The following is a 19,684-nucleotide window of genomic DNA, read 5'->3' on the forward strand; positions in this document are numbered from 1 at the left end:
GCGTGGCCACCTGGGTGCCGTTGCCGAAGTTCTGCAGGGTGGGGATCTTCAGGCTGAGGTGCGAGCTGGCGTCGATCGTGTTCACGGTCGCTCCGACCTGCAAGCCGATGGTCGGGCTGGCAAAGCCGCCGCCGCCGACGACGTTCTGATAGTTGCCGCCGACAACAGAGACGGCGTGGCCGCCGCGCACAGCGGACATGGTCTTGCCGTCGAGTTCCTGGTCGAGCGGCAGGTCCTTGATCATGAGGGTCGATTGCATGGTAAGTCTCCTTGGGGTTCGGTTGGGGGAGCACGTTGTTGCGCTCGAAGGGTATAGAGCATGGGCCGTGCCAGGCCCGGGAGGGTGCTGCAGTAAAATTCATAACATCTTGAAAAACAAAGGTTTTTCATGGAATGCTGGCACTTTCCGATCCCCATCAGGCAGGCTTTGTGTTGGGCGCGGGCCAACGCATTTCATGGCACTGTTGGCCAGACGGACAAATATCAGGCGCCGCCTGTAGTCAAACAGGCATTGCGCAGCGGGCGCCACGCGCACTACCACGCCGTGCAGGTCGGTGGCGTTGTCGCGCAGCGCCAGGCTGAGAGACGGCGTACAGCATTGCCCACGGGCCAGCGATGTCGGCGAGCGCCTTATCGCTCCGTGAAGATGAGTCCCAGTTGCTCGGCCTGGTCAGTGATCCAGTCCCAGTCGATGCTCAGCTCCCGGTGGCAAGCGGGACAAGTCAGCGGCTGAGGCAGCTTTCCCGAGACCATATCCTGCAGGGTTTCGGAGTGGATGTGCCCGCACGCCGTGCAGGTGAAGAAGAGTGGGACAGGAGGTTTCATCGTCGCCTCGCAAGGATGGCCAGCCTTCAGGCCGCCAGATGCCCATCCCGTGCCACGGAAAGCGGAGGAAGAAGGGCCATGGCCTCTTCCAGCCTCTGGACCAGCGCGGGACTTGCCGGCAGCAACGGCAGGCGGGTTTCCGGGGAAATCACGCCGGATAGCGCCAGGGCAGCTTTCACCGGTGCCGGATTCGGCTCGGCGAACATGAGCGAGATCAACGGCGCGAGCTTCGCGAACAATGCGCGGGCCGCGCGCAAGCGGCCTGTCTGCGCCAGATGCAGCAGGCGCACGAACAGGTCCGGACGAATATGCGAGGACGCGGCGATAACGCCGGCGCCACCTGCAAGCAGGTGATCCAACAGGGCCGCATCTTCGCCGCACAGCACGGTGACGTGCGGATCGTTGACAAGGGCCCGGAGATTGCCGGCGTCGCACTCCTTGACCGCCGAGATCTGCGGCTGCGCAAGCAGCGATCGGATGAGCGCTGGCGACATCGCACAGCCAGTTCGCTTCGGCACGTTGTACAGCATCAGGGGGCGTTCGGTTGCGCGCGCCACCTCATTGAAATGCCACACGATGCCCTCATCGGATGGCCGCAGGTAGTAGGGCGGCGGCACCAGGTAGCCGGCAAGATCAAAGGCGTCCAGTTCGGCAACTTGCGCGCACACCGCGCGTGTATCGACCGCCCCGACGCCAGCCATCACCGGCAGCTCGCCATGGACGGCCTCGAGCACTGCCGCCGTGAAGACTTGCCGCTCGTGCGTGGAGAGCAGGCTTCCCTCGCCGGTCGTGCCCAATATGATCAGGCCGTTCACGCCAGCCTCGACGTAGCGCTCAGCCAGCCTGGCGGCCCCCGGCAGGTCCAGCGAGCCGGCACGCATCGGGGTGACCATGGGCACCCAGATGCCCCATGGTGACTGGCGGGAAATCGCTGCGATGCCGGTGCAGGCGTGGACGGCGGCACCGGAGAAGCTCTCTTCCTCAGTGCGCCACATAGTCGTCTCGCAGGGCTGTCGTGACGCCGAACTCCGCAGCCGGAAATGCCGTCATGATGGCATGCATGGCCGCGTCGCGGTCGGTGCGTGCGATCTCCACGTGCAGCGTGGTTTCGCCGTGCCGGTAGTCCACGTTCACCACATAGACGCGGGCCAGTTCACCGAGCGCCCTGTGCATGGTCTGGCGCAGGCCGAACACCTCGGTGGATGCCACCGCAAGACGCATGCGGATCCAGGCCGGTGCCGGCTGGGAGACCGCGTGCAGCGCGGGCACGGTGGCCTTGCTGCTGCGCAAGGCGGTACGTCGGGGAACGGTATCAACGGCCAGGCTTGACTGTCGCATGATTGGATGGACCCGCGCGGTAGCGGGTCGCGTGTTGGACATGGCTTTATGCTAGCCAGCGCCGTCTAAATTTGATGCAAGGACATTGGGCTTTGGCATTAAATCCGCATCAAAATCGGCGACGCTGGCAAAGCGCCCGCGCTCAGAACGTCTTCGTCAGCGAAGCCCAGGCCGCGGCCTTGCCGAGGTAGCGGCCCCGGTTGGCACTGGTGTAGACCGATTCCTTGGCGTTGGTGTCCACGTAGGCCACCGCCAGCGCAAAGCCCTTGCCCAGGTCCTTGGTCAGGCCGATCTTCCAGTCGGTGTATGAGGCGTCGCTGAAGTGCCTCACGCCCTGGTAGCCCACGTGCGCGTTCAGCGTCAGGTCCCAGAAGTTCAGCGGCACGTTGGCCGTCAGGTCGACGTAGTAGCTGTTCTTGCTGTCGTTGAAGCCGAACAGGTTGGTCACGGCATGCGAATACTTCAGGAATACCGGGCCCCAGCCGATGCCGGCATACAGTTCCGTGGTGTAGGGACGCGGGTTGTTGTAGCCGCCCGGGTAGTAGTACTCGAGCACGCCCAGGTCATAGTTGAATTCGGTGCCGGCAACCTTGAAGGTGTTCTTGAAGCCGCCGTAGAAATCCATTTCGACCGGCGCCGACACCGCCGGGTTGGCATCCTCGAGCCAGCTGATGCTGGAGTTCCAGTTGCCCACGTAGAAGCCGCTTTCGTGCGCATAGTCAAAGCCCCCCTGGATCGCGGGCCGCAGGTTGGTCTGGCTGATGCCGCGGTAACGGTAGTCCGAGACCATTGACACGTTGGCCGTGAACGTATGCGGCGATGCCGGCTCGGCTGCGGCGGCGGCCGGAGCCGCTGCAGGCGCCTCGGCGTCAGGCTGGGATTGCGCCATGGCGGGCATGGCAGCGAAGATGAGGATGGAAGATGCGGAACAGGCGAGCAGCGCGGCCGCGGTATGGCGCAGGTCAGTCATTGTTGTTGTGACGAGAGTTGAAGGAATCCCCGTTGCAGGGAGCCTCGCCACGATATGGCCTGACGCGTAAAAACGGTATCAAAAGCCGCAGTGGCCGCGTACAAATCGAATAAATACGCCTGGATTTCAGCGTTATCCGGCAAACCGGTAGCCCAGCCCGACCTCCGTCAGCAAGTGAGCGGGCCGCGCCGGGTCCGCTTCGAGCTTGTGCCGCAGATGTCCCATATAGACGCGCAGGTACTGGCTGCTTTCGGCCTGAGAGGGCCCCCACACCTCCCGCAGCAATTCCCGGTGCGTCATCACCTTGCCGCGGTGGGCGATCAGAACCGCCAGGAGCCGATACTCGATCGGCGTCAGGTGCACGGCCTGCCCGGAACGGGTGACGACGCGGCTGGCCAGGTCAACTTGCACGTCGCCGAACATGATCTGGTGCGAGCCCTGGGCGTTGGCCCTGGCATGCCGGCGCAGCAGCACGCGCAGGCGTGCGACCAGTTCGCCAACGCCAAAGGGCTTGGTCAGGTAGTCATCCGCGCCGGCATCCAGCGCACCGATCTTGTCGGCCTCTCCACTACGTGCCGACAGGACCAGGACCGGTACGTCAGTCCACGTACGCATCTCGCTGATCAATTGCACGCCGTCTCCGTCCGGCAAGCCCAGGTCGAGAATGACGAGATCAGGCTGCCGGGTGCCTGCCTCGATCAGCCCGCGCTTGAGCGATTCTGCCTCGTGCACCGTGCAACCCTCGGACTCCAGGGTCGAGCGGACAAAGCGCCGGATATGCGGCTCATCCTCAACGAGCAAGACTGTTGGGGAAAAATCGAATGGCATCAACTCTCTCTCTAGGCATCAGTCTGCTCCGGCTCCACCGCTGGCGGATTTCCACGCGGCAACGCTACCAGGAAGCGCGCGCCCGCCTGGCCGCCGGGCCGGTCTGGCCGTTGCGCGGGCTCTACCCAGATGCGCCCGCCATGGGCTTGCACGATTGCCTCGCATACGGCGAGGCCCAGGCCGACGCCCGCCGTCGCGGATTCGCGCTCACCGCGCGTGAATTTCTCGAAGATCTGCCGTTCCTTGCCCTTGGGCACGCCCGGGCCATCATCCTCTACCGCAATCCTGATCTCGTCGTCGACCGGCGCCGCCGAGAGCCGGATCTCCGTGCCAGCAGGCGTGTATTTGGCGGCATTCTCCAGCAGGTTGCACAGCACGCGCTCGATCAGCACGGCGTCGCATTCGATCAGGGGTACCCGGGACAAGTCGGCGACAACCACGCGGTGATGCTCGAGCGCCTCGCGCATGGCAGCCAGGCTGGCGCCAACGAGTTCCTCCACCGATTGCCACTCCTTGCTCGTCCGGACTTCCCGGCTCTGCAGCTTCGCCATGTCCAGCAGATTCACCACCATCGTCCGCATTCGCTTGGCCTGTTCCAGCATGGCGGCCACGGTCTCGGCCAGTGACGGCGTCAGCCCGGGATCGCTACGCTGCATGGTTTCTGCCATGCCGATCAGGCTTGTCAGCGGGGTTCGCAGGTCATGGGAGACAGCGGCCAGCAATGAGCTGCGCAGGCGCTCTGACTCCATCGACAGCAAGGCCTGCTGCGCCACTTCGACGTAATGCAAGCGCTCGATGGCGATTGCGATCAGCGTGCAGAACACATCGACCTGGCGCCGTAGCGCAGGTTGCGCAAAGGCGTGTGACACCGCGGGCTCGACCGCCAGGACGCCACGGGTCTGCATCGGCGCCTTCAATGGCAGATACAGCACGGTGCTACCTGGCAAGGTATGCGTGCCGGTGCCGGCCGGCTGGCCGTGAATGAATACCCACTCTGCCAGTACACGGTCAATCGAGTCGGTTCGCGCCCCGGTGTCATGCTGCTCGACATCAGACACGGGCGGTAGCAAGCGGCCTTCCGGGGAAACCAGGAAGAAGGCTGAATTGGCATCGAAGGCAGCATGCAGGAAACGGCTGGCGATCGAGACAATCTGATCGGGCATCAGCGCCGCGGAGAGTTCACGGGCCAGTTCGTACAGCGTGCGGGCATCGTTCTCGCGCTGCACGGCCACCTGCGCTTGTTCGCGCAAGCCGGCTGTCAGTTGCCCGATGACCAGCCCCACGGATAGCAGCACCAGGAACGTCAGCAGATACTGCACGTCGCTGACGGCGAACGACAGCCGTGGCGGTACGAAGAAGAAGTCGAAAGCGGCCACGGCGAGTACCGAAGCCAGCGCCGCCGGTCCGCGGCCATGACGAAGCGCGACGCCGACCACCGCCGCCAGGAACAGCATGGCAATGTTGACCACGTCGAACCAGGGGAGCGCCAGGGCTGACAGCGCCGTGGCACCGGCACACCATACCGCTGCCCACAAATAATCTTTGCGCGTGGCCCCGTCGCCTGGCGCGGGGGCGTCTGGCTCTTCAGTGCCATGGCGCGGGCGAAGATCCACCCGCGTCGTGTCTGCCGCCACGCGGATGATGTCGATCTCCGGACACCCGATCGCCAACGCATCGGCAAAACTGCGGCGGCCGAACAGCCACGCCGGCGCGTTCACAAATGGCGTCAAGGCCAGGCCGAGTAGGGAGCGGGCCCGCGCCGCAAGGGAGGCGCCCCCCCGGCGCCAGTCTGCCGGCGCGCGGCCGATGACTACCTTGGTCAGGTTGTGGCGGCGCACGTACCCCACGATTGCCTGGACCATGTCGTTGCCCGCCAGGGTCTCAGTGCGTGCGCCCAATTCCTCTGCGAGACGCATGGCCGTCTGCAGGCGAGTCTTGGCGAAATCGGACGGGGGTGCCAGCCTGGGTGTGGCGATGGTTACCACATGCCAGTCGCAATCGAGCTGGCCGGCAAGCCGGCGCGCACTCCTGACGACCTGCTCGGCATCGTCACCACTGCCAATGCAAGCCAGCACTGCCTCCCGGGTCCGCCACACGCCTTGCACGGCTTCGGACTGACGCCATGCCCGCACATCGGAGTCCACCCGGTCGGCGGTCCGGCGCAGCGCCAGCTCGCGCAGGGCGATCAGATTGCCTTTTCGGAAAAAATTGCGCGCCGCATGTCGCGCCTGCTCCGGCAGATAGACCTTGCCTTCCTTCAGCCGGCGCAGCAGCTCGTCGGCCGGCAGGTCCACCAGCACGACTTCGTCGGCGCTGTCGAACACAACGTCCGGCACGGTTTCCCAGACGCGGATGCCGGTGATGCCGCCCACCGCCTCATTCAGGCTGTCCAGATGCTGCACATTGACCGTGGTCCAGACGTCGATCCCGGCGGCCTGCAGTTCCTGGATATCCTGCCACCGCTTGGGATGGCGACTGCCCGGCGCGTTGGAGTGGGCCAGTTCGTCAACCAGGATCAGGGCTGGTCGCCGGACCAGCGCCGCGTCCAGGTCGAACTCCTGCAGAAGCCGCTCGCGGTACGGCACGTCCTTCATTGGCAAGCGCTCGATACCGGCGATCAGCGCTTCGGTCTCGGCGCGGCCGTGGGTCTCCACGATGCCAATGACGACATCGGTGCCCTGCGCAGACGCCGCTCGCGCGGCGGTGAGCATGGCGAACGTCTTGCCGACCCCGGCAGAAGCGCCAAAGTAGACCCTGAGCTTGCCGCGCAGGGCGCGAGCGCCTTCGTCCTGCACCATCTGGAGCAGGGCATCGGGGTCGGGGCGCGCGCCGGCTTCGCGCAATTCGGCATCAAACATCGGTCGGCTCACCCTCTATCCTGGCATTGGCAAACCAGTCCTGCCTCGCATCCGCGTCCCGGCACTGGGTTACTTCCGTGCAATGGCATCCAATCCAAGGTTCAGCTTCAAGACATTGACTCCCGGGTCGCCCAGGACCGACAGTAGCGGCGTTTCGGTATTTGCCGAAATCAGTTGCTTCACCTGCTCGATCGGAATCCCCCTGGCGCGGGCGACGCGCGCCGCCTGGTACTCTGCGGCCGCAGGGCTGATATGCGGGTCGAGCCCACTGCCGGATGCCGTGGCCAGGTCCACCGGCACGGGGGCCTGGTTGTCCGGATCCGCGGCGTGCAGTGCGTCGATGCGCGCGCGTGCGGCGTCGGTCAGCGCCGGATTGGTGGGGCCCAGGTTGGATCCCACCGAAGCCGCGGCGTTATACGGCATCGGCGCCGTGGCCGACAGCCGGCCCCAGAAGTACTTCGGGTCGGAGAACGGCTGGCCGATCAGTTCCGAGCCAACTGTCTTGCCATCCTTCTCGATCAGCGAGCCGGCTGCCTGATGCGGGAACACGGCTTTGGAGATTGCCGTGATCACGCCGGGATACAGCAGGCCGGTCACCAGCGAAAGGCCAACAAACACCACCAACATTGGCCGCAACAAGCCACCTTGCACGGGAGCCGGCGACGGCTGGCGGGACTGCACTTGCGTATTCATGAATGCTCCGGATCGTAGGGAAAAATCAGACCCAGCCAAACAGGGCCAGGATCATGTCGATCAGCTTGATGCCGGCGAACGGGACCAGGATGCCGCCCAGACCGTAGATCAGCAGGTTGCGACGCAGCAGCACCGCGGCGCCCAGTGGCCGGTAGACCACGCCCTTGAGCGCAAGCGGGATCAGCACGACGATGATGAGCGCGTTGAAGATCACCGCCGACATGATGGCCGACGCCGGCGTGGCGAGCCCCATCACATTGAGCAGGTTGAGTTGCGGATAGGTGGTGGCAAACGCCGCCGGGATGATCGCGAAGTACTTGGCGATGTCATTGGCCACGCTGAAGGTCGTCAGCGAGCCGCGCGTCATCAGCATCTGCTTGCCGATCTCGACGATCTCGATCAGCTTGGTCGGGTTGCTGTCCAGGTCCACCATGTTGCCGGCTTCCTTGGCCGCCTGGGTGCCGCTGTTCATCGCCACGGCCACGTCGGCCTGGGCCAGTGCCGGGGCGTCGTTGGTGCCGTCTCCGGTCATCGCGACCAGCCGCCCTTCGGTCTGGTACTGGCGGATCAGCTTCAGCTTGGCTTCCGGCGTGGCTTCGGCCAGGAAGTCGTCAACGCCTGCTTCCGCCGCAATCGAAGCCGCCGTCAACCGGTTGTCGCCGGTGATCATCACGGTCTTGATGCCCATCTTGCGCAGTTCGCCGAAGCGCTCGCGAATGCCGGTCTTGACGATGTCTTTCAGTTCGATCACGCCAAGCACGCGCACCGAATCGCCGTTAGCGTCGGCTACCACCAGCGGCGTGCTGCCGACGCGGGCGACCTCATCAACGGCTTGCAAGACCGCATCGGGGAACTTGCCGGCGCGTTCCGTGACGTAACGGCGCACGGCATCGGCCGCGCCCTTGCGCACGTGACGCTCGTCGCCGCCATCGCTCAGATCAACACCGCTCATGCGGGTCTGGGCGCTGAACGGCACGAATTCCGGCTTCAGGCTTGCCATCACCGGCGCCGTCAGCCCCGGCAGCTGGCGGGCAAGGGTGATGATGCTGCGGCCTTCCGGCGTCTCGTCGGCCAGCGACGACAGCCACGCCGCTTCCGCGAGTTGCAGCTGCGAAACGCCCGGGGCCGGGATGAAGCGCGATGCCTGACGGTTGCCATGGGTAATGGTGCCGGTCTTGTCGAGCAGCAGCACGTCCACGTCACCAGCGGCTTCGACAGCACGGCCCGAGGTGGCAATCACGTTGGCTTCCATCATTCGGCTCATGCCCGCCACGCCAATGGCTGACAGCAGCCCGCCGATCGTAGTGGGAATCAGGCAAACCAGGAGGGCCACCAGTACCGTGATCGTCACCGGCACGCCAGCCTTTGTCACCAGGACGCTGTAGAGCGAGAACGGCTGCAGCGTGGCCGTGGCCAGCAGCAGCACGATGGTCAGCCCGACCAGCAGGATGGTCAGGGCCAGTTCGTTCGGTGTCTTTTGCCGCTTGGCGCCTTCGACCATCGTGATCATGCGGTCGATGAAGCTCTCGCCCGGGTTGGTCGTGATGCGCGCCACGATCCAGTCGGACAGGACGCGCGTACCGCCGGTCACCGACGAGAAGTCGCCGCCCGACTCGCGGATCACCGGCGCCGATTCGCCAGTAATGGCGCTTTCGTCGACCGAGGCCACGCCGTCGATCACTTCGCCGTCGCCGGGGATCATCTCGCCGGCCTGCACCAGCACCACGTCGCCGCGGCGCAGCGCCGTCGCGGGGCGCGCTTCGGTGGCACCTCCACGCTTGCCGTCCTTCAGCACACGTGCGGTGACCGTGGTCTTCAGGCCGCGCAGCGCCTCTGCCTGTTGCTTGCTCCGATCTTCGGCAAGTGCCTCGGCAAAGTTCGCGAACAGCACCGTGAACCACAGCCACACCGACACCGCCAGAATGAAGCCCGCGGATTCTCCACCGGGGGTTGCTGCCGGCGCGGCCATTGCCTTCAGGAAGAGGATAGTGGTCAGGATGCTGCCCACGTAGACCACGAACATCACCGGGTTGCGCAGCTGGTCGCGCGGCGACAACTTCTTGAAGGCCGCGACGAGCGCGGGCTTCACCAGCTCCGGCGCAAACATGCTGCGCGCTGGCGGGCGATGCGGATGATGATGATGCGTACCGCGTTGCTGGCCGGAGACTGGTGTGCTCTTGTCCTGCACCGTGTTGGAGGAAGCAGCGTCCGGCGTCTTGCCGCCGCGCTTGGCCACTGGGGCCATCGAATCTTGTTGCATGGTTTCTCCGCAATCCGCTAGAGCCATCCGGCACCTGCATCTGTGAGGCAGTGCAGGTGCCGGACGTGTAGGAATGCCCGATATTTCGTCGTCAGTCGTTGCCTTACTTCGCCGCGGTTGCCGTCACCGCGCCCTGGAGCTGCTCGGCGACCGGCCCCAGCGCCAGCGCCGGGACATAGGTCAGCGCCCCGACCAGCAGCACCGTGCCCACTAGCAGGACGACAAACAGCGGGCCGTGCGTCGGCATCGTGCCGCCGCTCACCGGTATGCGCTTCTTGGCTGCCAGCGAGCCGGCCAGCGCAAGGACCGGGATGATGATCCAGAACCGGCCAAACCACATGGCCGCCGCCAGCAGCGTGTTGTAGAACGGCGTGTTGGCAGACAAGCCCGCAAAGGCGCTGCCATTGTTGTTGGCGGCCGACGAGAGCGCGTACAGGATCTCCGAGAAACCGTGCGTGCCGGGATTGAACACACCCGCGCGCCCCGCCTCGGTCATCACCGCCACCGATGTGCCGAGCAGCACCAGCAGTGGCGTGACCAGGATCGCCACGGCCGTCATCTTCATTTCGTAGGTTTCGATCTTCTTGCCGAGGTACTCCGGCGTGCGGCCGATCATCAGCCCGGCGATGAACACCGCGAGCACGGCGTAGACCAGCATGCCGTACAGCCCTGAGCCGACGCCGCCGAACACCACCTCGCCCAGCTGCATCAGCAGCATCGGCACCAGGCCACCGATGGCGGTGAAGGAGTCATGCATGGCATTGACCGCACCGCACGACGCCGCGGTCGTGATGGTGGCGAACAGTGCCGAAGCCGCCATGCCGAAGCGCGTTTCCTTGCCTTCCATATTGCCGCCGGCCTGCAACAGCGATGCGGCGTGATCCACCGGCAATCCGGCCAGGGCCGGGTTGGCCATCTGCTCGGACATCGCCGCCACGCAGGCCAACGCGACAAAGATGACCGTCATGGAGGCCAGCACCGCCACACCCTGTCGCCTGTCCCCCACCATTTCGCCAAAGGTGAAGCACAGCGCCGCCGGGATCAGGAAGATCGCCAGCATCTCGAGGAGGTTGGCCAGGGCATTCGGGTTCTCGAACGGATGCGCCGAGTTGGCATTGAAGAAGCCGCCGCCGTTGGTGCCGAGCATCTTGATGGCTTCCTGCGAGGCAACCGGTCCCATCGCCAGCGTCTGCTTGTCGGTCTTCAGGTCTTCCGTCACCGGCTTGCCTTGTGCATCGAGCACCGGTTGCCCGGCCGCATCGACCTTCGGCTGGCTGTACTCAACCGGCGTGACGAGGCTGACTTCCTTGTAGGCATCGAAGTTCTGGATCACCCCCTGGCTGACCAGCGCCAGTGCAATCACGGTCGCAATCGGCGCCAGCACGTACAACGTGACCCGCGTCATGTCGACCCAGAAATTGCCAATGGTGGCGGCGCTCTGGCGCGCGAATCCGCGGATCAGCGCGAACACCACGGCGATGCCGGTCGCCGCGGACAGGAAGTTCTGCACGGTGAGCGCGAGCATCTGCGTCAGATAGCCCATGGTCGACTCGCCGGCATAGCCTTGCCAGTTGGTGTTGGCGACAAAGCTGATCGCAGTGTTGAAGGCCGAGTCCGGCGAAACCGCACCGAAGCCCTGCGGATTGAGCGGCAGCACGCCCTGCAGGCGCTGTAGCGCATAGACTGCCACGACGCCAAGCAGGTTGAACGCCAGCACCGCGACGGTGTACTGCTTCCACCCCATCTCGGTATCGGCACGCACGCCGCCCAGGCGATAGAGCAGTCGTTCCAGCGGACGGCCCCAGACGGTCAGCGAATAATTGCCATCCTCCACTGCACGCCGCATATAGCGTCCGAGAAAAGGGGCGCACGCCAGGAGGATGGCGAGATAGAGGACCAGCAGGCCCACGAATTGGGAGGACATCAGAATTTCTCCGGCCGGAACAACGCAATGAGGAGGTAAACAAAAATGGCAATGGCCAGCACGCCGCTCAACAGATCCGTCCAGCTCATCACAACCTCCTGTCCGACGCGCTGTTCTTTGCCAGCATCTGGTCATGCGGGCTGCCGTGCTCGCTGCCTGCCGGAGTTTTCGGCGCAAGCACGGCGCAAAGCCCCAGCAGGGCCGCGCTCAGCACGGCGAAGCCAATCAATACGATCAAGAAGATCCCGTCCATAACAAAGCACCCTTGAATGGTTTCGGCTTGCAGATTAGCGACGGGGTCGTAAAAACAGGGTAGAAAGGTGGCCGGTGCGTATAAAGAACGCATAAAGATTCGGGCGATCAGCATGCGCACGCGAACCAAGGTGCACTTTTTTGGCCGCTGGCGATCGTGATGCGTGGTGGCAAGGCCGCTGCTGACGGCTGAGGTGCTTCGCCGGCGCGGCGCTTTTTATCGAATCTTTACGCGACGGCCCAGCGCGTCAATCGAGAGGCTTGACCCGCCGGAACGCACCAAGGAGTGCGAGGTCGTACGCAATCTTGAGCACGCCGCAGGCAACCAGCGGCGTCCCGACCCAGCCTATGGCCAACAGCGCGCCCGCCAGGGTCGGGCCGAATGCGGCAGCCAGGCTCCTGGGCACGGCGGTCAGGCTTGCCGCCGCCGGCCGCTCGGGCGGCGTCACCACGGCCATGACATAGGCGGTCCGGGTCGGTACATCCATCTGCGACAGCGCGCTGCGTACAAGCAACAGCGCCAGGGTCGCCGGCAGGGAGGGAGAGAACGCGGCCGCGATCAGGCAGAGGCTGGATGGGATATGGGTGAACACCATCGTATTCAGCAAACCGAACCTGCGAGCCAGCGGCGCAGCCACGAGCTGGGAGCCGGCGCTGAGCAGCCCGGCCCAGAAAAAGAACTGCCCGGCGGCACCAATGGAAAGGCTGAAACGCTGCATCAACCAGAGTGCCAGCAGAGAATTCACCACCAGGCCGCCGGCAAATGCGTCGACGCTGAAGAGCAGGGCAAGGCGGGTAACGATCTGGCGAGACGGTCCCAGCGGGACTCTCGCCGTTGCCAGGTGCGGTGGTGGCTCCGGCATGCGGGCATAGAGGATCCAGAGTGCGGCACCGGTCAGGGCATAGATCATGAACATGGCGCGCAGCGCGCCGAGGACAGGAACCCCAAGCTGCGCCGCGAGCCAGTCCGGCAGCGCCGCCGCCAGCGCGCCAATGGCGGCGCAGAGGGCCCCGGTCAGGCTGTAGCGGGCGAACAGCGCAGTGCGGGCATCGGGGGAGGCTGAATCGGCTAGACCGGCATGCTCAAGCGGCAGGAAGACGCTGACGTCGCCGGAGCTGGGGTTGAGCGTGCCGACGAATGCGACCAGCAACAGCGGCCAAAGGGAGGACAGCCCGGCAAAGCCTATGCCGGTCGCGGCCATCAGCGCGGCCGCCGACACCAGCAGCCTGCGCTGCGGATAGCGGTGGCCAATGACGCCCACCAGCACCGTCGCCAGTGCCGAGCCGATCAAGGTGGCGCTGCTGACCAGTCCCACTGCCAGCTGCGCGAAGCCCAGAGCCAGCAGGTACGCCGGCAACAGCACGGCGATAAAGCCGTCACAGAACCCGCGCAGCGCACGGCCAACGAGAAGCGGCAACGCTCCGGGATGAACGCCTGCGGGCAGGACCAGGCGCGCAAGCCAGCCTCTGCTGACAGTCATTGCCGGATCTTCAGGTGTGCGCATCGCAATGGCATCCGTATCCCGGTCTTCTCATGCAGTCAGTGAAAGTCCGTGACGACCCCGCCGTACCGGAACGGCACGATCGCCAGGCTTGGACAAGAACACGGCAAAGGCAGGCATGGCGGCATGTTAGATGCCGACAGGCTGCGCTTCAATAGCGTAGAGATCTCTACAGGTGGGGGAGGAGCCAGGGGCGCGCCCGAAGTATCATCAAACAACCGGCCTATCAGTCACATGGACGACGGCGATGATTTGTTATTGCTAAGTGGAAATCGCGCCTTCGCGTAAGCCAAGCCGCGGCAGCTTTCACTCTTATGCGAGTGCGTAAGCAGTGACTATGCGGTGGTCGCCATTCCGACCATTCGCGATTCGCTCCTGAGTTCCTTGCGGTAGCGGTTCAGGTCCTGCACCGTTTCGAAGGTGCGCTCGAACAGCAGCGACATGTTGTGCAGGATCCGTTCGATGACCTTCTTCTCCCAGCCCTCGTCGAAGCGGATCTGCTCGTCCAGCCAGTGCTCGAGCCAGTCCGGGTCCGGCAGGCGCGACTGCACCGTGTCGTTGGGGAACAGCGCCTTGTTGACGTGCAGGTTGGTCGGGTGCAGCGGCTTCTCGGTGCGGCGCGCCGAGGCCATCAGCACGCCGATCTTGGCAAAGGCGGCGCGCGCGCTGTCGCCGAACTGGGCCAGGTACTTCTTCATGTAGCGCAGGTAGGCGCCGCCGTGGCGGGCTTCGTCCTGCGACAGCGTGCGGTAGATATGCTTGATCACCGGTTCCGTGTGCCATTCGGCGGCGCGGCGGTACCAGTGGTTCAGGCGGATCTCGCCGCAGAAATGCAGCATCAGCGTTTCCAGCGGCGGGGCCGGGTCGAACTCGAAGCGCACCGCGTGCAGTTCTTCCTCGGTCGGCACCAGGTCCGGACGGAAGCGGCGCAGGTACTCCATCAGCACCAGCGAATGCTTCTGTTCCTCGAAGAACCAGATGCTCATGAAAGCCGAAAAGTCCGAATCGTGGCGGTTGTCGCGCAGGAACATTTCGGTCGCGGGCAGGGCGGACCATTCCGTGATCGCGTTCATCCGGATGGTCCTGGCCTGGTCGTCCGTCAGCAGGCTGGCGTCAAAGGTATCCCAGCGGATGTCCTTGTCCATGTGCCAGCGGACGGCTTCCAACGATTTGAACAGTTCGGGGTAGAGCATGGTAAGCCTTTGAAATGACGGGGTGGCGGGGCCCTTCCTTGGTTTCTCGCCAAGTTCGAGCCCCTTCAGAAAGCTGCACGCCCCCCGGTCGGTAAATCACCCGCAGCTCGTGCGTGGCCAGTCAGTCCTTGAGCGCGAGCGCAGCTTCCGGCGCGCGGCGGAAGCTGATCGCCAGGCGATTGAACGCATTCATCAGGCTGATGGCCATCGTCAGGTCGGCCAGTTCCTTTTCGCTGAAGACCGCGGCGGCTGCCTGGAACACCTCGTCAGGAACGTGCGTATCGGCAACGCGAGTCACTGACTCGGCCCATGCAAGGGCAGACTTTTCACGTTCGCTGAACAGGCCGCCGGCCTCATGCCAGGCTTGCACCAGTGCAAGCTTTTCGATCTTGACGCCTTTCTTGACAAGATCGCGCGTGTGCATGTCGAGACAATATGCGCATCCGTTGATCTGGCTCACGCGCAGATAGACCAGCTCGACCAGTACCTCGTCGAGGCCCGACTGCATGATGTAGCCATAGACACTGCCAAAGGCTTTTACGCCGCCGGGGGACGCTTTCGTGTAATCCAGTCTCATTTCAGACTCCTACTTGTCGTTGGTGGTAAGTTCTTTATCGTCAGAATCGATGACGAAAACGGCCAGCAGCTTGGCCGGTTGCGTTTTGCTCGCGTTGCGACTGACCGGGTGGCTTGATCCTGGCTCCTCGTAGAAGCTCTGGCCCGCTTTGTAGGTGCGTTCTGGCCCGTCATTGACTTTGCTAACGATGCTGCCCGAGACGACATAGGCATAAATGAACGCCGACTTGGCATGGTGGTGTGGCAACGAGGCGCTGCCAGGGGGGTAAAGCACTTCCAAGGCAACGAGCGATTTGCCCGGGATGTTCGGGATCGTGTGTGAGAAGTTCGGTTTGACCGTCTCTCCAGAGCCGTGCGCGGCGGCGAGGCCCGCAGCGGCCATCCCGGTCGCGGCCAGCAATGGCAAAAGAATGCGCTTGAGTTTCATCTTTGATCTCCTTGGTGATCTCTTTGGTGAAAGCATCATGCGCTCGCCATAGTTCATGCGAAAGAACCAAAAATCGAAATTTCTGATGTACCATGGGCCATGAGCACGATCCTCGACTTCAAACTGGACCGGACAGCCAAGACCTCGCTGGCTGAGCAGATTCGTGTCGGGATAGCCGGCGCCATCGAGAGCGGCATACTGGCGCCGGGCGCCAGGCTGCCTTCGTGGCTCGACCTCGCGGCGCAACTGGGTGTGGCAAGGGGCACTGTCAAGACGGCGTACGAGCGCCTGGCGGATGCGCAACTGATCGTCGCGTCCCGGCCCGGGGGGAGCAGGGTGGCCGACCATCCCGCAAGGATTCCGCCAGTGGAGCGGTCAAGGTCGATCGAGACGGATCTGCAGTCAGACCTGTACCAGCATTTTCTTCCCGGGCCGGCGGTCTTCCAGATGGGGGTGCCAGCTTCCGATTGCTTTCCCGCAACCCTGGTCGCGCGCTTGCGCGCGCGTGCCGTGCGCGATGAAGTCGAAGCGCCCGCTGTCTATCCGGACCCACGCGGCGAGCACGAGCTCAGGCGAGAGATTACCGCGCATCTGGCGCTCTCGCGAGGCATCGAATGTCGCCCCTCGCAGATTTTTATCACGGCAGGTTTCTCCGGGGCACTTGGCGTTACGTTGCAGGTTTTGCGTGCGGAAGGGCGAGCTGCGTGGGTTGAAAATCCTGGGTACCTGCCGAGCCGCAGGGCCCTCGAGATCTCCCTCATTTCCACGGTCCCGATTCCCGTTGACGAAGACGGGATGGATGTGTCGTATGGGGAGCAGCATGCGCCGGATGCCGCCCTGGCGCTCGTGACACCAGGCCAGCAAGCGCCACTGGGTCCGACTTTGTCGCTCTCGCGCAGGGTCCAGCTCATTGATTGGGCGAAACAAGGGGAAGCATGGATCATCGAGGACGACTACCTCGGCGAACTGCAACTGCGGCGCCGTGCCGCCCCAGCCCTGGCTTCACAGGATCAGTTCGGACGGGTCATCCATATCGGCTCGTTCAGCAAGACGATCAGCCCGACGTTGCGGCTCGGCTTCGTGGTTGCGCCGCCAGCGCTGGTTACCCAGTTCGATGAGGCCGTGGCCTGCCTTGCGCCCGCTCCCGGGCCCGCGGTGCAGACCGCTACAGCGGAATTCATGCGCGATGGCCATTTCCTGCGGCACCTGCGCAGAATGAAGCGAATCTATGCCTGCCGGAGCAATGCGCTGCTCGGCAACCTTGCAGCCCGAGGCCTTCAAGCCTATCCCGCCGGGCTGGCCGTTGTACTTCGACTGCCAGATGGTGCCGACGATAAGGCTGTCGCTCGTGAAGCCTTTGCCTACGGACTCGCTCCCGCCCCCCTTTCACCTTGGTACGGCGCTGCCGCCACGAAACGGTCGGGTCTTCTTCTTGGCGTCGCCACCGCCATCGAAGCGCAGCAAGCGACGGCTTGCGGGCGCCTGCATCAAGTGATCAAGCGGTATGCCTGATCTCCAGGCGGCAACCCGGCAGTGCCGCCGCTCAGCGCGGCAGGCCGCTGTCGCCCTCGCCGAACAGTTCCAGCGTGATCGCGCGCAGCCAGCGGTTGGCCGGATCGTCGTGCTGGCAGCGGTGCCAGTGCTGCTTGAGATCGAACGCCGGAATCGGAAACGGCGGTTTGAGCACCTGGATGTCGGCGATGCGCGCGAACAGTTCGCCGACCGGCAGGGGCACGGTCACGATCAGGTCGGTCGAAGCAATCACGAGCGGAATGCTCAGGAAGTGCGGCGAGTGCAGCAACTCGCGCCGCTTGACCCCGTGCTGGCGTAGGTATTCCTCGACCAGCTCCTGGCTTCGGCTCTCGCTTTGAATCACCGCATGCGGCAGTTCGACGAATTGCCGCGCCGAGATGCGTCCGCGCGCCACCGGATGGTCCTTGCGTGCGAGGCAGACAAAACCATGCCGGAACAACCGCTGCTGGAATACGTCGGAGCCGCCGAGGTCCGGGAAATAGCCGATCGCCAGGTCCACCTTGCCTCGCTCGAGCCGATCCATGAGGTCCGCATGTCGCGCGGAAATCGTGCGGACGTCGATGTTCGGTGCGTCCAGCATCAGTCGCGCGAGCAGACGCGGCAGGAACGCCGCCTCGCCGACATCAGACAGCGCCAGCGTAAAGGTCCTGCGCGCCTGGGCCGGATCGAAGCGCGGTGCGGTCAGCAGGTGTGTGCGCACCTGGGACAGCACACCCTGGACCACGATCGCCAGTTCCATCGCCCGGGGCGACGGCTGCATGCCGGTGCGCACCTTGAGGAATAACGGATCGCCGAGTTGCTCGCGCATGCGCTGCAGCGCGTGCGACATGGCCGGCTGGCTTACGCCCAGCTCCTCGGCCGCCCGGCCGAGGTGCCCATGACGCCACAGCGCGTCAAAGACGCGCAGCAGGTTCATGTCGAAGTCATTCATTTCGTTCATGAGCGTCATTCCCGTAATCTGATTGCAGAATGATACGCACGGAACGAGACTCCTGTCACCGGCTGTCGGGGCGCGCGATCGATCGACGGCACGGACCACATAACTAGCCGCGTGCACAGGAGGAGACCCATGCATCCACCCCCAATCAGCATTGCGTCGGTGATCGACGCGGAACCACTCGGTGCCCATCGGCTCCGCATCTTCATCGTCTGCTTCCTGATCGTGCTGATGGACGGCTTCGATACCCAGGCGATCGGCTTTGCAGCGAAGGCGATGTCGACGTCACTCGATATTCCGATCGCGGTGTTCGGCCAGGTGTTCTCGGCCGGCCTGCTCGGCGCGATGCTCGGCGCATTCCTGCTCGGTCCGCTGGCGGACCGTTTCGGCCGCCGCTGGCTGCTCGCGGCCGCGATCGTGATCTTTGCCGTGTTCTCGCTATTGACCCCGCATGCGCCGCATCTGCCCGAACTGCTGCTGGTGCGCTTCCTGGCCGGCCTTGGCCTTGGCGGCGCCATTCCCAACCTGCTCGCGCTATCGGCCGAATACACGCCGCGCCGGATGCGGGGGATGATGACCGGCGTGCTCTATGCGGGCTTTCCGCTTGGCGGTGCGGTGGGTGCGTTTGCCAGTTCGTACATCGTCCCACACCACGGATGGCCGGCCCTGTTCTATCTCGGCGGGTTGTTGCCGCTCGGGCTGGCGCTGCTGGTGATTGCCGGATTGCCTGAATCGCTGCCGTTCCTGCTGCGCCGACCCGACGGACAGCACCAGGTCAGGACGATCGTCGCACGCATCACGGGCCGGCCGGTCGACCAGACCGTCACCTATGTCGATCTCGAGGAGCGCGTGCGCGGCATGCCGTTCCGCCAGCTGCTCTCGGGCGGCCGGCTCGCGCCGACGCTGTTGCTCTGGGTCGGGTTCTTCATGTGCTTCGTGCTGTTGATCGTGCTGGTGCTGTGGACGCCCGCGCTGCTGCGCGGCGAGGGCATCGCCGAACACAACGCGGCGCTCGTGGTGGCACTGATCAACCTCGGCAGCGTGGCGGGCACTGCCGCCGGCGGCCGGCTGGTCGACCGCTTCGGTCCGTTCGTGACGCTGCCGCTGCTGTTCATGCTCGGCGCGCTCAGCGTGTCGCCGCTGGGCTATGTCACGCACTCGTTGATATCGCTGGCCATTGCCGCCACGCTGTCGGGCTTCTTCATGGGCGCCGGTAGTTCCGGGTTGTTGAGCCTCGCGGTGTTGAGCTACCCGAGCGGCATGCGTGCCACTGGCGTGGGCTGGGCGATGGGTCTGGGACGCATGGGGCAGGTGACCGGGCCGTTGATCGTCGGCGCGCTGCTCGCGAGCGGCTTCAGCATCAAGACCATCTTTCTGTGCAGTGCCGTGCCGGCAGCGATCGCCGCCGCCGCGATTCTGCTGTTGCGCGCGGTGCGCGCGACCGGCGAGTGGCATGACCAGTCCCTCGCGCAAGCCGGCTCACTGCCGGCCGGCCTGGAACGGCAATAGCCGAGCCGTTCGCGTGGCGGGCGCTGCCAGGTGTCCCGCCGCGCAACCAACGTTTTTCA

General features: G+C 64.6%; 18 protein-coding genes. 2 read left to right on the forward strand and 16 right to left on the reverse strand.

All coding sequences use genetic code 11. The features are described 5' to 3' along the window. From ACW4E8_RS34955 to ACW4E8_RS35025, 15 genes are all read right to left on the reverse strand, one after another. Positions 1-259 (reverse strand): hypothetical protein (locus tag ACW4E8_RS34955; protein WP_456808684.1); only part of this gene is annotated, 259 nt, incomplete at its 3' end. A 592-nt stretch (positions 260-851) separates the two neighbouring features. Further along, positions 852-1,820, reverse strand: a complete 969-nt coding sequence (gene dapA / locus ACW4E8_RS34960) for a 4-hydroxy-tetrahydrodipicolinate synthase (protein WP_456808685.1) — start codon at positions 1,818-1,820, stop codon at positions 852-854. Continuing rightward, complete coding sequence (locus ACW4E8_RS34965; protein ID WP_456808686.1) at positions 1,807-2,163, reverse strand: hypothetical protein; 357 nt, start codon at positions 2,161-2,163, stop codon at positions 1,807-1,809. The genes dapA and ACW4E8_RS34965 overlap by 14 nt, the downstream gene beginning before the upstream one ends. A 142-nt stretch (positions 2,164-2,305) precedes the next feature. Further along, positions 2,306-3,133, reverse strand: coding sequence for a TorF family putative porin (locus ACW4E8_RS34970; protein ID WP_456808687.1), 828 nt, complete (start codon positions 3,131-3,133; stop codon positions 2,306-2,308). 132 nt (positions 3,134-3,265) lie between these two features. Beyond that, complete coding sequence (kdpE, locus tag ACW4E8_RS34975; RefSeq protein WP_456808688.1) at positions 3,266-3,961, reverse strand: two-component system response regulator KdpE; 696 nt, start codon at positions 3,959-3,961, stop codon at positions 3,266-3,268. Positions 3,962-3,972: 11 nt separating this feature from the next. Further along, positions 3,973-6,819: a DUF4118 domain-containing protein gene (locus tag ACW4E8_RS34980; RefSeq protein WP_456808744.1), complete on the reverse strand. Its 2,847-nt coding sequence runs from the start codon at positions 6,817-6,819 to the stop codon at positions 3,973-3,975. 69 nt (positions 6,820-6,888) lie between these two features. Further along, positions 6,889-7,512 (reverse strand): potassium-transporting ATPase subunit KdpC, encoded by a 624-nt coding sequence (gene kdpC / locus ACW4E8_RS34985; protein WP_456808689.1) that lies wholly within the window; start codon positions 7,510-7,512, stop codon positions 6,889-6,891. A gap of 25 nt (positions 7,513-7,537) precedes the next feature. Further along, positions 7,538-9,619, reverse strand: a complete 2,082-nt coding sequence (gene kdpB, locus ACW4E8_RS34990) for a potassium-transporting ATPase subunit KdpB (RefSeq protein WP_456808745.1) — start codon at positions 9,617-9,619, stop codon at positions 7,538-7,540. 256 nt (positions 9,620-9,875) lie between these two features. Further along, entirely contained in the window at positions 9,876-11,696 is a 1,821-nt protein-coding gene (kdpA, locus tag ACW4E8_RS34995) for a potassium-transporting ATPase subunit KdpA (RefSeq protein ID WP_456808690.1), read from the reverse strand. Next, the gene (gene kdpF / locus ACW4E8_RS35000) at positions 11,696-11,785 is read right to left on the reverse strand and encodes a K(+)-transporting ATPase subunit F (protein WP_010809614.1); all 90 of its coding nucleotides are present in this window, start codon (positions 11,783-11,785) and stop codon (positions 11,696-11,698) included. Before kdpF ends, kdpA begins: the two co-directional genes overlap by 1 nt. Continuing rightward, a complete protein-coding gene (locus ACW4E8_RS35005) occupies positions 11,785-12,063 on the reverse strand; it encodes a hypothetical protein (RefSeq protein WP_456808691.1) in 279 nt (92 codons plus the stop codon). The genes kdpF and ACW4E8_RS35005 overlap by 1 nt, the downstream gene beginning before the upstream one ends. A 133-nt stretch (positions 12,064-12,196) precedes the next feature. Then, complete coding sequence (locus ACW4E8_RS35010) at positions 12,197-13,453, reverse strand: MFS transporter (protein WP_456808692.1); 1,257 nt, start codon at positions 13,451-13,453, stop codon at positions 12,197-12,199. A 332-nt stretch (positions 13,454-13,785) separates the two neighbouring features. After that, the gene (locus tag ACW4E8_RS35015; RefSeq protein ID WP_456808693.1) at positions 13,786-14,643 is read right to left on the reverse strand and encodes a ferritin-like domain-containing protein; all 858 of its coding nucleotides are present in this window, start codon (positions 14,641-14,643) and stop codon (positions 13,786-13,788) included. 121 nt (positions 14,644-14,764) lie between these two features. Beyond that, positions 14,765-15,220: a carboxymuconolactone decarboxylase family protein gene (locus tag ACW4E8_RS35020; protein WP_456808694.1), complete on the reverse strand. Its 456-nt coding sequence runs from the start codon at positions 15,218-15,220 to the stop codon at positions 14,765-14,767. 9 nt (positions 15,221-15,229) lie between these two features. Then, a complete protein-coding gene (locus tag ACW4E8_RS35025; RefSeq protein WP_456808695.1) occupies positions 15,230-15,646 on the reverse strand; it encodes a cupin domain-containing protein in 417 nt (138 codons plus the stop codon). A gap of 99 nt (positions 15,647-15,745) precedes the next feature. On the opposite strand from ACW4E8_RS35025, the gene pdxR reads away from it, so the two are divergent. Continuing rightward, positions 15,746-17,158, forward strand: a complete 1,413-nt coding sequence (pdxR, locus tag ACW4E8_RS35030) for a MocR-like pyridoxine biosynthesis transcription factor PdxR (RefSeq protein ID WP_456808696.1) — start codon at positions 15,746-15,748, stop codon at positions 17,156-17,158. A gap of 31 nt (positions 17,159-17,189) precedes the next feature. Here the strand turns inward: pdxR and ACW4E8_RS35035 are convergent, their stop codons facing one another. Continuing rightward, complete coding sequence (locus tag ACW4E8_RS35035; RefSeq protein WP_456808697.1) at positions 17,190-18,119, reverse strand: LysR family transcriptional regulator; 930 nt, start codon at positions 18,117-18,119, stop codon at positions 17,190-17,192. Positions 18,120-18,278: 159 nt separating this feature from the next. Here ACW4E8_RS35035 and ACW4E8_RS35040 point away from each other — a divergent pair, with 159 nt between their 5' ends. After that, positions 18,279-19,625, forward strand: a complete 1,347-nt coding sequence (locus ACW4E8_RS35040; RefSeq protein ID WP_456808698.1) for an MFS transporter — start codon at positions 18,279-18,281, stop codon at positions 19,623-19,625. Positions 19,626-19,684: the final 59 nt, after the last annotated feature.

It is taken from the genome of Cupriavidus sp. CP313, assembly GCF_054072015.1.

Excerpts from the sequence above, each read along its gene's own strand:
- ACW4E8_RS34965 (WP_456808686.1), bottom strand. The coding sequence starts at position 2,163 with ATGCGACAGTCAAGCCTGGCCGTTGATACCGTTCCCCGACGTACCGCC.
- dapA (WP_456808685.1), bottom strand. The coding sequence starts at position 1,820 with ATGTGGCGCACTGAGGAAGAGAGCTTCTCCGGTGCCGCCGTCCACGCC.
- ACW4E8_RS35005 (WP_456808691.1), bottom strand. The coding sequence starts at position 12,063 with ATGCTGATCGCCCGAATCTTTATGCGTTCTTTATACGCACCGGCCACC.
- ACW4E8_RS34970 (WP_456808687.1), bottom strand. The coding sequence starts at position 3,133 with ATGACTGACCTGCGCCATACCGCGGCCGCGCTGCTCGCCTGTTCCGCA.
- ACW4E8_RS34980 (WP_456808744.1), bottom strand. The coding sequence starts at position 6,819 with ATGTTTGATGCCGAATTGCGCGAAGCCGGCGCGCGCCCCGACCCCGAT.
- ACW4E8_RS35035 (WP_456808697.1), bottom strand. The coding sequence starts at position 18,119 with ATGAACGAAATGAATGACTTCGACATGAACCTGCTGCGCGTCTTTGAC.
- ACW4E8_RS35020 (WP_456808694.1), bottom strand. The coding sequence starts at position 15,220 with ATGAGACTGGATTACACGAAAGCGTCCCCCGGCGGCGTAAAAGCCTTT.
- kdpB (WP_456808745.1), bottom strand. The coding sequence starts at position 9,619 with ATGTTTGCGCCGGAGCTGGTGAAGCCCGCGCTCGTCGCGGCCTTCAAG.
- kdpA (WP_456808690.1), bottom strand. The coding sequence starts at position 11,696 with ATGTCCTCCCAATTCGTGGGCCTGCTGGTCCTCTATCTCGCCATCCTC.
- kdpF (WP_010809614.1), bottom strand. The coding sequence starts at position 11,785 with ATGAGCTGGACGGATCTGTTGAGCGGCGTGCTGGCCATTGCCATTTTT.
- kdpE (WP_456808688.1), bottom strand. The coding sequence starts at position 3,961 with ATGCCATTCGATTTTTCCCCAACAGTCTTGCTCGTTGAGGATGAGCCG.
- kdpC (WP_456808689.1), bottom strand. The coding sequence starts at position 7,512 with ATGAATACGCAAGTGCAGTCCCGCCAGCCGTCGCCGGCTCCCGTGCAA.
- ACW4E8_RS35015 (WP_456808693.1), bottom strand. The coding sequence starts at position 14,643 with ATGCTCTACCCCGAACTGTTCAAATCGTTGGAAGCCGTCCGCTGGCAC.
- ACW4E8_RS35025 (WP_456808695.1), bottom strand. The coding sequence starts at position 15,646 with ATGAAACTCAAGCGCATTCTTTTGCCATTGCTGGCCGCGACCGGGATG.
- pdxR (WP_456808696.1), top strand. The coding sequence starts at position 15,746 with ATGAGCACGATCCTCGACTTCAAACTGGACCGGACAGCCAAGACCTCG.
- ACW4E8_RS35010 (WP_456808692.1), bottom strand. The coding sequence starts at position 13,453 with ATGCGCACACCTGAAGATCCGGCAATGACTGTCAGCAGAGGCTGGCTT.